The organism is Rhodanobacter koreensis (assembly GCF_054782855.1).
This window is the reverse complement of record NZ_BAAGRR010000012.1, coordinates 551,232-564,483: the sequence shown is the minus strand read 5'-3', so window position 1 is coordinate 564,483 and position 13,252 is coordinate 551,232. Positions and strand designations below refer to the sequence as shown.

The following is a 13,252-nucleotide window of genomic DNA, read 5'->3' as shown; positions in this document are numbered from 1 at the left end:
TACGAAGCCTTTACATGTGCCCTTGCGAGATGTACCGGCACCGGCCGCATGCCATAATGCGCCCATTGTGAGGTCGATCCGTCGGCCTTGGTTCCCGTATCTATTTCATTTATCCATTTCATTGCGGAGCAACGAATGGCCCTTGCCATCCGCGACGTGCGCGAGCACGACCTGGATGCCGTGCTGGCGCTCAACAACGCCGCCGGCCGCTCCATCCTCGCCCTCGACGCCACCCGGCTGCATTATTTCTATGAACACGCCGACTATTTCCGCGTGGCCGAGATCGACGGCCACCTGGCCGGGTTCCTGATCGCGCTGCGCGAAGGTGGCGATTACGAAAGCCCCAACTATCGCTGGTTCGCCGGGCATTACCCGCAGTTCGTCTACATCGACCGCATCGTGATCGCGAATGCCTACCGCCGGCATGGGCTGGGCCGCATCTTCTACTGCGACGTGCACAGCTACGCCGAGGTGCGCGTGCCGCTGCTCACCTGCGAGGTGTTCCTGGAGCCGCGCGACGACGTGGTGGTGCTGTTCCACGGCACTTATGGATTCCAGGAAGTCGGCCAACAGCGCATGGGCGAAGATGGCCCGCAGGTCAGCTTGCTGGCCCGCGATCTGCCCAGCTACGCCTATGTGCGCGACACCTGGCTCGATCACGGTGGTCTGCCCGACGTACCCTGGCTGGCCGAGCGCGAGCGCCCTTCCCTGCATGACTCCACCCCACGCCGCCTTGCCGGAGAGCGGCGTCCATGAATGCAAAAATGGATACTTCCGACGCCTGCGACCTGCGTTTCGGCCAGGTCGGCATCGCCTGTGTGCGTGTGCGCCGGGTCGATGCCGCCGCCCTGTGCGATGAACTGGAACGGCGCGTCCGCGCCGCTCCGCAGATGTTTTCCCGCGCAGCCGTGGTACTGGACCTGAGCCACCTGCTCAACCTGCCGGATGACGGCGCCGTCGACGCGCTGCTCGAGGCCGTGCGCAGCGCCGGCATGTTGCCGGTAGGCCTGGCCTACGGAACCAGCGAGACCGAGGCACTCGCCAAGCGCATGGGCTTGCCGCTGATTGCGAAGTTCCGTGCTGCCTACGAGCCGGTCAATGGTGGGCAGAGTCAGATCGCTACCGAGCCGTCCCCGCGTGCCGAGCCAGCCCCACCGGTCCAGCGCGAACCGATCCTGTCCGCACCGGCATCAGGCAGCATGCAAGGTGCCCAGCACCATGCCGGCTCGGTCCGCTCAGGCCAGCAGATCTATGCACGCGACCGCGACCTGATCGTCACCGGCACCATCGCCAACGGTGCCGAAGTGATTGCCGATGGCAACATCCACATCTACGGCGGCCTGCGCGGCCGCGCCATGGCCGGTGCGCAGGGCGACGAGAAGGCACGCATCTTCGTTTCCGATTTCCGCGCCGAGCTGGTGGCCATTGCCGGCCACTATCGCGTGTTCGAACAAATTCCTGACGACCTCGAAGGCCAGTCCGTGCAATGCTGGCTCGAAGGCGAAAAATTGCTGATCGCCAGGCTGTGATCAGCGACAACAACAACGACAACAAGAACTACACCGGGAGATGCACCCTTGACTGCTGAGATTATCGTTGTCACCTCCGGCAAAGGCGGCGTCGGCAAGACGACGACCAGCGCCTCACTCGCCACCGGCCTGGCGATGGCCGGCAAGAAAGTCGCCGTGATCGACTTCGACGTGGGCCTGCGCAACCTCGACCTGATCATGGGCTGCGAGCGGCGCGTGGTGTACGACTTCGTCAACGTCGTGCATGGCGAGGCCACGTTGAAGCAGTCGCTGATCAAGGACAAGCGCCACGAGAACCTCTACGTACTGGCCGCCAGCCAGACCCGCGACAAGGACGCGCTGACCCAGGAAGGTGTCGAGAAGGTGCTCGACGGTCTCTCCGAGGATGGCTTCGACTACGTCGTATGCGATTCGCCGGCCGGCATCGAGAAAGGCGCGCATCTGGCGATGTACTTCGCCGATCACGCGGTCGTCGTGGTCAACCCGGAAGTGTCTTCGGTACGTGACTCCGACCGTATCCTCGGCCTGCTCGCCAGCAAGACCCGGCGCGCCGAACGCGGCGAAGGCCCGGTCATCCAGCACCTGCTGCTGACCCGCTACAACCCGGCTCGCGTCGCCATCGGCGAAATGCTCAGCGTGAAGGATGTCGAGGAAATCCTCGGCATCGAGGTGGTCGGCGTGATCCCCGAATCGGAGAACGTGCTGACCGCGTCCAACAACGGCATCCCGGTGATCGTCGACGCCAATTCACAGGCCGGTCAGGCGTACAGCGACACTGTGGCCCGCATCCTCGGCGAAGAGCGTCCGTTGCGCTTCATCGACGTGCCCAAGAAGGGCTTTCTCCAGCGCGTGTTCGGAGGTTGATCACGATGGGCATTCTTGATTTCCTGAAGCGCAAGCCGGAGGCCACCGCCACCGTCGCCCGCGAACGCCTGCGCATCATCGTGGCGCAGGAGCGTTCCAGCCGCGGCGCACCGGACTACCTGCCGATGATGCGCAACGAATTGCTCGAAGTGATCAAGAAGTACGTCCACGTCGATCTCGATGCGATCAACATCAACTTCGAGCGCGACAGTGGCCACGAAGTACTGGAGCTCTCGGTGACCCTGCCGGACGGCAAGGCCACCGCCACGACCGCGTAAGTTCCCGGCGGTCACTGCCACCAGTCAGCCGGGCGATCGAACGTCGCCCGGCGTCATTCCCGCCCCGTCGATCTGCGCTGTCCGCGCACGCGCATGCACTCCGAAACCAGCCTCCACCCTGAATCCAGCGATCCGGCCAGCGCCGTCATGCGCATGCATCAGATCGGTTTCGCCGTGGCCGCCACCCTGCTCGCCCGTTTCGACCTGCAACTGCGACATGTGCCGCCGGGTGAGCCGATTCCCGGCAGCTTCTGGGGTGACGAGGAAGCGGGCATCATCGGCAACACCGTCCATGCCCGCGACGACACCCCGGTGCACTCGCTGCTGCACGAAGCCTGCCATCTGATCGTCCTGACTCCGGAAAGACGTCTGGGCGTCCATACCGATGCGACCGATTCGATCGAGGAAGAGGACGCCACCTGCTATCTGCAGATCGTGCTGGCCGACGAACTCCCCGGCGTGGGTCGCGACCGGCTGATGTCCGACATGGATGCGTGGGGCTACTCGTTCCGGCTCGGCTCGACCCATGCCTGGTTCGAGCAGGATGCCGCCGAGGCCAGGGCATTCCTGCAGGCACGCAACCTGATCTGAGCCAGCGCACCAGGCAGTAACACTCCGCAGCTTTACCTGGCGTGCCAGTCACCATCGTCGCCCTTGCTGTATTTCTTCCTGACTGCCGACCAGGCCACCTTGTGCGCGACCTCCTCGCGCGATTCGCTGCCGCGCCGATCGCTCTTGTCGCTGTATTCGTCCCACGCACTGTTGAACGCCTCCTTGTAGATTTCCTGGGCATGTTTCGGCACATGATCGCGCACGCTGTCGGGCAGATCACTGATGGCTTTGTATGGCATGACAGAAGGCTCCGTTGCATGGATCATGCACGGCACACCGTGCACCCCGTGCGATCAAGCCATCGTCAACTTCATGTTGGCGCAGCGGGAAGCATCACGCCCCGTTCAGCGACGCGATACGTGCCGATCGCCCGGCACATACCAGCGCCAGGGCTGGTCGATCGCGCGGGTGATGCCCACGCGCGTCGTCACCACGGGGGCTGCAGGCGGTGGCGTGCCGTCGTCGATGATGCTGAAACCGGTGGTGCCCTCGACCAGATCGATGCCGTCCTGCGCACCATCGATGCCCATCGCCTGACACAACCGTGCCGGCCCGCGACACAGGTCGCGATCGCTTCGGCAGGACGGCCGTACCGCACGCATGGCCGCGAGGCCACTGAGCGGCGCCAGCGCCCGCAGCAACACCGCGGTACCTTCGCCGCATACCGGGTTGCAACACCAGTGCATGCCATAGGTGAAGTACACGTAGAGCAGGCCCGGCTCACCGAACATGGTCGCATTGCGCGCACTTTTACCGCGCCATGAATGCGCCGCCGGATCCAGTACGCCACAGTACGCCTCGGTTTCCACGATGCGCCCGCTGCGACCGTCGGCATTCACAAGGACCTTGTTCAACAGATCGACCGCGACCTCGCGTGGGTCGCGCCGGTAAAACGCGCGACCAAGCACGCTATGCCCGTCGGACATGGCAGCTGAGCCCACCATCCTTATGTCAATCCGAAGAGTCGCTGTGCAACCGGACGGCTAAAACCGGATGCCCGTGATACCCGCTCGCCATCGGCGTGACCAAGCGACCAGGCCACGCCGCCACTGGTGGCAGCCATCGCTGCGAACGCGCGCAGTGCAGGCAGCCGCACGCCATCCGCACACCACGCATTCAGCAGCAGAGCCGACGAGCGGCCGTGCATCTTGCAGAGTGCCTTCGCCCCGTCGATCTGCGCCTGCATGTCCATCGTTTTCCAGCTTCAGCGACGGTGACCAGCCCGCAGATTACGCCGCCTGCGCTTCGCGCGGAACAGCCGAAGAATGATCACCTGACCATGGCTGTCTTCACCCGCCTATCGAACCGCGACACTGGCTGGCGTGCCGCCACCGTCCTAGAGTTCCTCCAGGCAACCCTTGACCGCGTCACGCTGGAGGGCGTCATGGCCACCCGCAGGCTTGTGCTGCTGTTCGACGGCACCTGGAACAAGCCCGAGTCGAACACCAATGTGGAACGCATGCGCCGCCTTATCGCATCGCGCGATGCCGCCGGCATCGAGCAGCTCGTCAACTACATTCCGGGTGTCGGCGTGAGGCCCGGACTGACCCATCTGCTCGGCGGTGCCTTCGGTTTCGGCCTGTCGGACAGCGTGCTCGATGGCTATCGCTGGCTGTGCGCCAACTGGCAGCCTGGCGACGAGCTCTATCTTTTCGGTTTCAGCCGTGGCGCCTACGCCGCGCGCAGCCTCTGTGGCCTGATCCGCAAGTGCGGCCTGCTCCGACGCCATGCCGATGGCAACGTGACGAAGGCCGATGTTTCCAATGCCTACGACTTCTACCGTGACATCAGCAACAAGCCCAACGACGCGGCGGCGGTGGCTTTCCGCGCCAGTCACTCGGTCGAGATCGGGGTCCATTTCATTGGCGTGTGGGATACGGTCGGCTCGCTCGGCATACCGGATACCGCCTCGTGGTTTCCATTCGCCCGCGCACGCTATCAATTCCACGACACCGAGCTCAGCAAGATCGTCAAATACGCTTATCAGGCGCTGGCACTGGATGAGCATCGCGCCGACTTCAAGCCAGCAGTATGGACACGCAACCCGAACACGCTGAAGTCCGGCGAAACCCTGACTTCCAAAAAGCAGGAGCAGATCGAGATCGAGCAGCGCTGGTTCATCGGCGCGCATGCCGATGTCGGCGGCAGCAACGACCGTGACGGCGCGGGACACAAACCTGATCCATTGTCCGACCCGCCCCTGGCGTGGCTGCAGGGCAAGGCGATCGCGGCCGGATTGGCCTGCAGCGAAATCCTGCTCCTTCCCGTCGACGCCTGCAGTGGCGTGCCACGCGATTCCTATGCGGAATTCATGTGCGGCCTGTACAAGGAATTCAAGCCGCCGTTCGATCGTGTGCTCGGTACCGGCGTCAACGAAAAGGTCGACGATTCGGTATGGCAGCGCTGGCTTGCCGATGCCAGCTACCGGTCGCCGTCGCTGGCGCAGGCACTGACCCGCGCGGTGGTGCTGATGTCGGTCGAGGCTGTGGTGGCGTTGGATACGCCGACTGTCGACAGCCAGCCACAGGCCCCGGCATAGCCCCCGATTCCCGGCATCTGCCCGGCGCATCACCATCAGCGCGGTTCGGCAATCTCCGCTTGCAGCACGGTCGTCGCATCGGTGCCTGCCAGCGCCTGATCCGGCGCACGCCGGGCAATTGCGCGATACCAACCCCATGCCAGCGTGCCGATCACCGTCAGCATCGACGCCCCCAGCGCAAGGTGCAGCATGCTGACCGACAACAGCGGCGACAGCACCCCGGCGACCACACTGCTGAGCAGCAGGCTGGCGAATGCCTGTACCGATGAAATGCCGCCACGCTGCTGCGGAAAGCGATCAAGCAACAGCAGCGTCAGCGTGGGAAACGCCAGCTGCACACCGATACCGTGCAGGACCAGCGGCAGCATCGACCACGGCAATCGCGGCGCCGGGAATACCAGTGCCAGCAACAGATGCAATGCACAGGCCAGCAGCATCACCGCGTAACCCAGGTTCACCGTGAAACCTGCACTGCGCCGTTCGGCCATCCGCCCGGACAACCACGCACCACCGATCAATCCGGTCACCACCGGCAGGAACAGCCACGGGAAGCCGGCCGCCGACAGGTGCAGCAGCTCGCGCACGATGCGCGGCGCCGAGGCGATATACAGGAACAATCCGGCAAAGTTGACCGAACTGGAAATCAGCAATGGCCAGAACGGCCGATCACGGCCGAACGACAGGTAGCTGGCCAATAGCGGTCGCGGCGCAAACGGTGTGCGCTGCGCCCGCGAATGACTTTCCTCCAGCAGTAGCGCCAAGGCCAGCGCCAGCGACGTGGTGAAGCCGGCCAGCACCCAGAAGATGCCGTGCCAGCCGCCCAGCGGCAGCAGCAGCGCGCCGACCATCGGCGCGATCACCGGCGCCACGCCGAAAATCATCATCACGTGCGACATCAGCCGCTGTGCGGCAGCGCCCTCCAGGGTGTCGCGGATCACCGCACGCCCCACCACCAGACCCGCGCCGGCGCACACGCCCTGCAGGCCGCGACAAGCCAACAGCATGGCAAATGAGGTCGACAGCGCCGCACCCACCGAAGCCAGTGCATACACCAGCATGCCGGCGATCATGACCGGCTTGCGCCCGATGGCATCGGAAATCGCCCCGTGAAACAGGCTCATCGCCGCATAGGTGATCAGGTACACGCTGATCAGCTGCTGTAGCGCCGCGTCGTCGACCGCGAAGCGTGCGCCGATCAGCGGAAACGACGGAAACACCGCATCGATCGAGAACGGCCCGATCATCGACAACCCGGCCAGCAACCACGGCAGGCTGCGGCGCACGGTACGGGGAACTGGATTCACGGCGGGGCAACCACGTCGGCGGGTCGCGCAGTATAGAACCGCTGCTCCGATCCATTGCGCTTGACGACCGGGCAGTCAGATCGACTAGGATGACTGCTCGGGAGATGGCATGCCTCCCGTTTCGCGGAGGCTTTCGGGATCGCGAGACAAACTGCCTCTCGCCATGCGTTGAGGTTGATGATGCCTGCACCACCGGCTTCCGGCGGCGCAGGCGTGCCTGCCGCCGCGGCAACCGGACACTTTCACTGTCAGGAGGCGCGCACGTGGGCTTGAACGGATTTGTAGCGGTTGGCATCGGCGGCGTTTTGGGCTGCTGGTTGCGTTGGGGATTGGGCGTGATGCTCAACCCGTTGTTTCCCACCCTCCCGTTGGGCACGCTGGCCGCCAACCTGGCCGGCGGCCTGATGATGGGTTGCGTGATGGGCCTGTTCGATCATTTCCAGACCCTGTCGCCGGAGCTGCGGCTGTTCGTCTTCACCGGCTTTCTGGGCGGCCTGACCACGTTCTCCACCTTCTCGGCCGAATCCACCACGCTGCTGCTGCGTCAGCAGTACCTGTGGTTCAGTGGCCACGTGGTGGCGCACGTCGTTGGCTCGCTGGCGATGACCGTACTCGGCATCACCCTCACCCGCAGCCTGCTGCGTCACTGATCCGGAGAGCCCGCATGAACCAGGAAACCCTGCAACACGGCGTGCACCTGACCTTTTACTGCCATCTGCGCGCGAAGCACGACGGCATGCTGCTGTCCGAATGGCTGCTGGAGCAGGCGAAGGAACACGGTCTCGGTGGTGGCTCGGTATTTCGCGCGATCGCCGGCTTCGGCCGGCATGGCGTGCTGCACGAGGAACAGTTCTTCGAGCTGGCGGATGACCTGCCGGTCAAGATCGAGTTCCTGCTGCGCGAGGACCAGGCCGATATCCTGCTGCAGCTGGTACGCGTGGCCGGCGTCGACGCGACGTATGCACGCTGGCCGGCAAGCTTTGCCCTGCTCGGCAAGCGCTGACCACCACAAACTTCCCCTGCTGCGAGACTAGGCATGAGCCAGGACGACCTGAAGAACCGCGCCAGCGAACTGCTTGAACAGGCCGGTATCCACATCGATGGCGATGCGCCGATCGACCTGCGCGTGCATGATGCGCGGCTGTATGCGCGGGTGTTCGCGCACGGTTCGCTGGGACTGGGCGAGGCCTACATGGATGGCTGGTGGGATGCCGACGACCTGCCGGGCTTGTGCACCCGGTTGCTCACCGCCGGGCTGGACCAGGAACTGAAGACGCTCGACACCCTGCTCGCGCACCTGAAAGCCCGCTTCATCAACCTGCAGCGCGGCGAACGCGCGTTCGAGATCGGCAAGGCCCACTACGACCTCGGCAACGACCTGTTCCACGCCATGCTCGGTGCACGGCTGGTGTATTCCTGCGGTTACTGGGCGCGGGCCGACAATCTCGACGATGCGCAGGCGGCCAAGCTCGACCTGGTCTGCCGCAAGCTGCAATTGCAGACCGGCCAGCGCGTGCTGGACATCGGCTGCGGCTGGGGCGAGGCACTGAAGTACGCGGCCGAGCACTACGGCATCGAAGGCGTCGGCATCACGGTGTCGCAGGAGCAGGCCGACTACGCACGCGAGCTGTGCACCGGACTGCCGGTCGAGATCCGCCTGCAGGATTACCGCGAGATCGACGAACGGTTCGACGCCGTGTATTCGATCGGCATGTTCGAGCATGTCGGCGGCAAGAACTACCGTACCTACTTCGAGGCCGTGCGGCGTTGCCTGAAGGACGACGGCCTGTCGTTGCTGCACTGCATCGGCAGCAACAGCGCGCCGGCACAGACCGATCCGTGGATCGAGAAATACATCTTCCCCAACTCGATGATTCCCGCCGCCAGCCAGGTCGCGGCGGCGCTGGAAGACTTGTTCGTGGTCGAGGACTGGCACAACTTCGGCACCGATTACGACCGCACCCTGACAGCCTGGAGCGCCAACTTCGAAGCGGCATGGCCAACGCTGTCGTCCCGTTACGACGAACGCTTCCGGCGCATGTGGCGCTACTACCTGGCCGTGTCCACCGCGGTGTTCCGCAGCCGCCGCGACCAGCTGTGGCAGATCACCCTGAGCCCGCGCGGCGTGCCCGGCGGCTACCGCGTGCCGCGCTGAGTCTGTCGCCAGCGTACCGGCGTCGTGCCACCATCGGCGGTGCCACCGCCACTGCAAGGAAGATTCATGCGACTGTCCTGCTGCGCCCACCGCTGCGCAGTCATTGCGCTGCTCAGTCTGTTGCTGGTCACCCAGGCCTTTGCCCAACCGGCGCTGTGGGTCGTGCGCAATGCACACGCCACCGTCTACCTGTTCGGCACCGTGCATCTGCTTCCGGACGATGCCGACTGGCACTACCCGGTGCTGGACAAGGCACTTGCTGCCAGCGACTCGCTGACGATCGAGCTGACCGACGACGACAGCACGACCATGCAGGCGCTGGTGTTGCAATACGGGCTGGATCCCAGCCATCCGCTGTCGGACAAACTCACCGCCGCCGAAAATGCCAGCCTGACCCAGGCGGCACAGGTCGCCGGCTTGCCTGGCGGCGCCCAGACCTTGCAGATCATGCGGCCGTGGCTGGCCGCCGTGACGCTGGCCGTGGCGCCCCTGGTGAAGGCCGGCCTGGATCCGGCACATGGCGTGGACAAGCTCCTGAAGGCGCAGATGCTGCAGGCCGGCAAGCCGGTCAACGGGCTGGAAACCTCCGAGCAGCAGATCCGTTTCCTCGCCGACCTGCCGCCCGCCGTCGAGCTGAGCTTCCTGCGCTCGACCCTGCATGACATCGACAAGGGGCCTGCCGAACTCACCGAACTGATCAGTGCGTGGAAGAACGGCGACACCGCCACCATCGCGCGGATCGAGGACGAGGACGTGCGCACGCAGGCACCCGATCTTTACCAACGCCTGCTGGTGCAACGCAACCAGGCCTGGGCCGGCAAGATCGCCGCCATGCTGCAGCAGCCCGGCACCACCTTCGTCGCGGTCGGCGCCGGGCATCTGGCCGGCCCGGACAGCGTGCAGGAACAGTTGCACAAGCTGGGCATCGAGACGGTTCGCCAATAGCGGGAGATCTCGGGCAACTTCTCCCGAACGATCAGATCCAGCGCATCACCGCTTCTGCCGTGTCGGCCGGCGTGGAATTGAAGCAGATCTTCGCGCCGGGCGCGCGCTCGTGAACCAGGTTGATGAGTTTCTCGAACAGCAGCAACAACAACGGCGAACGCAGCCCGGCGCCGATCATCACGCAGTCGAAGCTCCCTCGCTGGAGATGCTGTGCGGCAACCGCTTCGGCGGTTTCGCCCGCATCGACGAGACAGCTTTCCACCGCATAACCCAAGGCACGCAATCGCTCCAGCTGGGCATCGATGAACGCCCTGACGAGATCGGGGGTGAGCCCGGGAAACTCCGAGAGATCGGCGAAGTCCGGATCCAGTCCGAGGGCAAGCACGCTTTTCGGCATGTTTCGACTCCGATGCATGGATTTGATCAGTCGATGCCGGCGACTGCATGCGGCAGGTAAGGCGCCTCAAGCGCCTCGATCTCGGCATCCTGCAATCTGACCGCCAGTGATGCTACGGCTTCTTCCAGATGGTGCGGTTTGGTCGCGCCAATGATCGGCGCGGTGACCGCGGACTTGTGCAGCAGCCACGCCAGCGCCACCTGCGCGCGCGGCACGCCGAGCCGCACGGCGACCTCGCCGACGCGATCCACCACGGCCTTGTCCGCCGCCTTGCTCGCGGCATACACGCCATCACCCCACGGATCGGAGCCGCCACGCACTGTGCTCGGCTTATCCTCCCACGCCCGTGCCAGCCGACCGCGCGCCAGCGGACTCCACGGCACCACGCCGATGCCCTGGTCGGTGCACAGCCCCAGCATCTCGCGCTCCTCCTCGCGGTACAGCAGGTTGTAGTGCGGCTGCATCGAGACGAAGCGCGTCCAGCCGTGCAGGTCGGCGGTATGCAGCGCCTTGGCGAACTGCCACGCCATCATCGACGAGGCGCCGAGGTAACGCGCCTTGCCCGCCTTCACCACATCATGCAGCGCCTCCATCGTCTCCTCGATCGGCGTTGTGTCGTCCCAGCGATGGATCTGGTAAAGGTCGACGTAATCGGTATCGAGCCGGCGCAGGCTGGCATCGATCTCGGTCATGATTGCCTTGCGCGACAGGCCGCCGCCATTCGCGTCACCGCGCATCGGATAGAACACCTTCGTCGCAATGACGACTTCCTCGCGCCGGGCGAAGTCGCGCAGCGCACGCCCCAGCACCAGCTCGCTGTCGCCCTTGGAGTACATGTTTGCCGTATCGAAATAATTGATGCCCTGCTCAAGCGCGCGCCGGATGAACGGCCGGCTGTGCTCCTCGTCCAGAGTCCATGGCCTCTCTTTGGTGGGTGTTACCGAATAGCTCATGCATCCGAGGCAGATGCGCGAGACCTTGAGGCCCGACTTGCCCAGATTGATGTAGTCCATCGCGAATCCTCCTGGTGGTTTCTCAGTTATGTACGGCACTCACCGGCGGCTGACCCGGTGCAGTTTGACCCCGACGATGACCAGAGCGATGCCTGTCATCTCGACCGGACTCGGCATCTGATGCAGCACCACGATGCCGATCACGCTCGCCGTGGCGGGCAACAGCGCAAGCAGCAGCGCGAAGGTGGCACGCGGCAGTCGCGCCATCGCGAGCTGGTCGCAGACATAGGGAATCACCGACGACGAAATGCCGATGCCGATGCCGGCCGCGAGCAGCGCGGGGCTGACCAGTGCCACCGCCGCATCGTGCAGGCCGAATGGCATCACCAGCAGCAAGGCCACCAGCATCGCCCCGGCGAGACGATCGATACCCTCGCCGCCACCATCCTTCGCGGCGTGATGCCCGAGCACGATGTACAGCATGAATAGTGTGCAATTGGCGAAGGCGTAGACAAAACCCATTGGCGCACCGGCGAAACGCACATGGATCAGCATCCACACGCCGGCCACCGCGACGGCCAGCGCCACCACGTTGCGCCGGGTGCGCGTGCCGGCCAGTGCCAGCGCGATCGGCCCGAGAAACTCGATCGCGCCGACCGTACCCAGCGGCAAGCGGTCGATCGCCAGATAGAAACAGATGTTCATGCAGCCGAGCACCACGCCCAGACCCACGATGTTCCAGCGCGCCGCGACATCCTGCTGCAGGAAATAGCACCATGGCCGTCGCCACGCGGCGAAGATCAACGCGGCGCTGGCGATCCGCAGCCAGGCGACGCCGAGTGGTTCGACGCGCGCAAACAGCAAGACGGCGAAGGCAGGGCCGAGGTAATGAAAGACCGCGCTGACAATGAAATACACGTGCGGCGGCAGCCGGTCGCCGAGTGCGACCTGTATTGACGTCAGCCGGTGGATCGCCGGGATATTCCGTTCGTCGTTCATGGCTGCACTTTTACAAAGTATTGGCGCATGATCCATGCCAAAAGAAAGGATTGAGCGATCAATATTTCGTATATTGCAGGTGGAGTGACCCATATGCCTCAGATTCCGAATCTCATGACCGATCCCCGCAATGTCGCCCTGTTGCAGGCGCTGCAGGAGGACCCACGCCAGCCCGTCACCAAGCTGGCCGCCAGCGTCGGCATGTCCGCGCCGGCAGTAAAGGAACGCCTGAGCCGGCTGGAGGAAACCGGCGTGATCCGCGGCTACCGGGTCGATCTGGATCCGAAGGCGCTGGGCTGGCCGATCACGGCGTATGTGCGCGTGCGCCCGGTACCCGGACAGCTGCCGAAGGTCGCCGAGCTCGCACAGAAGATGCCGCAGGTCGTCGAGTGCCACCGCGTCACCGGCGAAGACTGCTTCATCATGAAAGTGCATCTGGATGCGCTGGAGAACCTCGACCTGATCCTCGACCGCTTCCTGCGCTACGGCCAGACCACCACCTCGATCGTGCAATCCACGCCGGTCCCGCTGCGCGCGCCGCCACTGCCCGCCGCCAACGGCGACAGCCGATGAGCCACCACGGGCGTTGCGGCACAACGGCGGCGCCCCCGCAAGCTGTCCCGGGCCGGCACGTTCTGGCACCATCGACCGGCTATCCGCGCTCCGCGCGCAACCCA

The 13,252-nt window shown here is 64.7% G+C and carries 18 protein-coding genes and 1 riboswitch; of the genes, 11 read left to right on the top strand and 7 right to left on the bottom strand.

Going from position 1 to position 13,252, the window contains the following annotated elements:
• The first annotated feature begins 135 nt into the window (after positions 1 to 135).
• The 5 genes from ACYVKM_RS16130 (at position 136) to ACYVKM_RS16110 (ending at position 3,262) form a co-directional block, all read left to right on the top strand.
• A complete protein-coding gene (locus ACYVKM_RS16130) occupies positions 136 to 756 on the top strand; it encodes a GNAT family N-acetyltransferase (protein ID WP_460878629.1) in 621 nt (206 codons plus the stop codon).
• Entirely contained in the window at positions 753 to 1,529 is a 777-nt protein-coding gene (gene minC, locus ACYVKM_RS16125) for a septum site-determining protein MinC (RefSeq protein ID WP_460878628.1), read from the top strand. The genes ACYVKM_RS16130 and minC overlap by 4 nt, the downstream gene beginning before the upstream one ends.
• Before the next feature lie 48 nt (positions 1,530 to 1,577).
• Positions 1,578 to 2,393 (top strand): septum site-determining protein MinD, encoded by an 816-nt coding sequence (minD, locus tag ACYVKM_RS16120; protein WP_460878627.1) that lies wholly within the window; start codon positions 1,578 to 1,580, stop codon positions 2,391 to 2,393.
• A gap of 5 nt (positions 2,394 to 2,398) precedes the next feature.
• Positions 2,399 to 2,671: a cell division topological specificity factor MinE gene (gene minE, locus ACYVKM_RS16115; protein ID WP_460878626.1), complete on the top strand. Its 273-nt coding sequence runs from the start codon at positions 2,399 to 2,401 to the stop codon at positions 2,669 to 2,671.
• 147 nt (positions 2,672 to 2,818) lie between these two features.
• Positions 2,819 to 3,262, top strand: coding sequence for a hypothetical protein (locus ACYVKM_RS16110; protein WP_460878625.1), 444 nt, complete (start codon positions 2,819 to 2,821; stop codon positions 3,260 to 3,262).
• Positions 3,263 to 3,294: 32 nt separating this feature from the next.
• Here the strand turns inward: ACYVKM_RS16110 and chaB are convergent, their stop codons facing one another.
• From chaB to ACYVKM_RS16095, 3 genes are all read right to left on the bottom strand, one after another.
• Positions 3,295 to 3,522 (bottom strand): putative cation transport regulator ChaB, encoded by a 228-nt coding sequence (gene chaB, locus ACYVKM_RS16105; RefSeq protein ID WP_460878624.1) that lies wholly within the window; start codon positions 3,520 to 3,522, stop codon positions 3,295 to 3,297.
• 105 nt (positions 3,523 to 3,627) lie between these two features.
• Complete coding sequence (locus tag ACYVKM_RS16100) at positions 3,628 to 4,209, bottom strand: DNA-3-methyladenine glycosylase (RefSeq protein ID WP_460878623.1); 582 nt, start codon at positions 4,207 to 4,209, stop codon at positions 3,628 to 3,630.
• A 20-nt stretch (positions 4,210 to 4,229) separates the two neighbouring features.
• The gene (locus tag ACYVKM_RS16095) at positions 4,230 to 4,469 is read right to left on the bottom strand and encodes an isocitrate lyase/phosphoenolpyruvate mutase family protein (RefSeq protein WP_460878622.1); all 240 of its coding nucleotides are present in this window, start codon (positions 4,467 to 4,469) and stop codon (positions 4,230 to 4,232) included.
• A gap of 198 nt (positions 4,470 to 4,667) precedes the next feature.
• Here ACYVKM_RS16095 and ACYVKM_RS16090 point away from each other — a divergent pair, with 198 nt between their 5' ends.
• Positions 4,668 to 5,822 carry a DUF2235 domain-containing protein gene (locus ACYVKM_RS16090; protein ID WP_460878621.1) on the top strand — a complete coding sequence of 385 codons (1,155 nt, stop codon included), beginning with the start codon at positions 4,668 to 4,670 and terminating at the stop codon, positions 5,820 to 5,822.
• A gap of 35 nt (positions 5,823 to 5,857) precedes the next feature.
• Here the strand turns inward: ACYVKM_RS16090 and ACYVKM_RS16085 are convergent, their stop codons facing one another.
• The gene (locus tag ACYVKM_RS16085; RefSeq protein ID WP_460878928.1) at positions 5,858 to 7,066 is read right to left on the bottom strand and encodes a multidrug effflux MFS transporter; all 1,209 of its coding nucleotides are present in this window, start codon (positions 7,064 to 7,066) and stop codon (positions 5,858 to 5,860) included.
• Positions 7,067 to 7,217: 151 nt separating this feature from the next.
• Positions 7,218 to 7,320: riboswitch (Fluoride riboswitch) on the top strand.
• Positions 7,321 to 7,389: 69 nt separating this feature from the next.
• On the opposite strand from ACYVKM_RS16085, the gene crcB reads away from it, so the two are divergent.
• The 4 genes from crcB to ACYVKM_RS16065 all read left to right on the top strand — a co-directional run bounded on the left by crcB (position 7,390) and on the right by ACYVKM_RS16065 (position 10,226).
• Entirely contained in the window at positions 7,390 to 7,776 is a 387-nt protein-coding gene (gene crcB / locus ACYVKM_RS16080; protein WP_460878620.1) for a fluoride efflux transporter CrcB, read from the top strand.
• Between the two features lie 14 nt (positions 7,777 to 7,790).
• Entirely contained in the window at positions 7,791 to 8,129 is a 339-nt protein-coding gene (locus ACYVKM_RS16075; RefSeq protein WP_460878619.1) for a DUF190 domain-containing protein, read from the top strand.
• A 33-nt stretch (positions 8,130 to 8,162) separates the two neighbouring features.
• Positions 8,163 to 9,281: a cyclopropane fatty acyl phospholipid synthase gene (gene cfa, locus ACYVKM_RS16070; RefSeq protein ID WP_460878618.1), complete on the top strand. Its 1,119-nt coding sequence runs from the start codon at positions 8,163 to 8,165 to the stop codon at positions 9,279 to 9,281.
• A gap of 66 nt (positions 9,282 to 9,347) precedes the next feature.
• Entirely contained in the window at positions 9,348 to 10,226 is an 879-nt protein-coding gene (locus ACYVKM_RS16065) for a TraB/GumN family protein (protein WP_460878617.1), read from the top strand.
• A gap of 31 nt (positions 10,227 to 10,257) precedes the next feature.
• Here ACYVKM_RS16065 and ACYVKM_RS16060 read toward each other — a convergent pair whose 3' ends face one another.
• Genes ACYVKM_RS16060 through ACYVKM_RS16050 form a run of 3 tightly spaced genes read right to left on the bottom strand, consistent with a single transcriptional unit; the run spans position 10,258 to position 12,575 of the window.
• A complete protein-coding gene (locus ACYVKM_RS16060; protein WP_460878616.1) occupies positions 10,258 to 10,623 on the bottom strand; it encodes a hypothetical protein in 366 nt (121 codons plus the stop codon).
• A 26-nt stretch (positions 10,624 to 10,649) separates the two neighbouring features.
• Positions 10,650 to 11,636, bottom strand: coding sequence for an aldo/keto reductase (locus ACYVKM_RS16055; protein ID WP_460878615.1), 987 nt, complete (start codon positions 11,634 to 11,636; stop codon positions 10,650 to 10,652).
• Between the two features lie 39 nt (positions 11,637 to 11,675).
• Positions 11,676 to 12,575: an EamA family transporter gene (locus ACYVKM_RS16050; RefSeq protein WP_460878614.1), complete on the bottom strand. Its 900-nt coding sequence runs from the start codon at positions 12,573 to 12,575 to the stop codon at positions 11,676 to 11,678.
• 93 nt (positions 12,576 to 12,668) lie between these two features.
• Here ACYVKM_RS16050 and ACYVKM_RS16045 point away from each other — a divergent pair, with 93 nt between their 5' ends.
• A complete protein-coding gene (locus tag ACYVKM_RS16045) occupies positions 12,669 to 13,148 on the top strand; it encodes an Lrp/AsnC family transcriptional regulator (RefSeq protein WP_460878613.1) in 480 nt (159 codons plus the stop codon).
• The last annotated feature ends 104 nt before the right edge of the window (positions 13,149 to 13,252 follow it).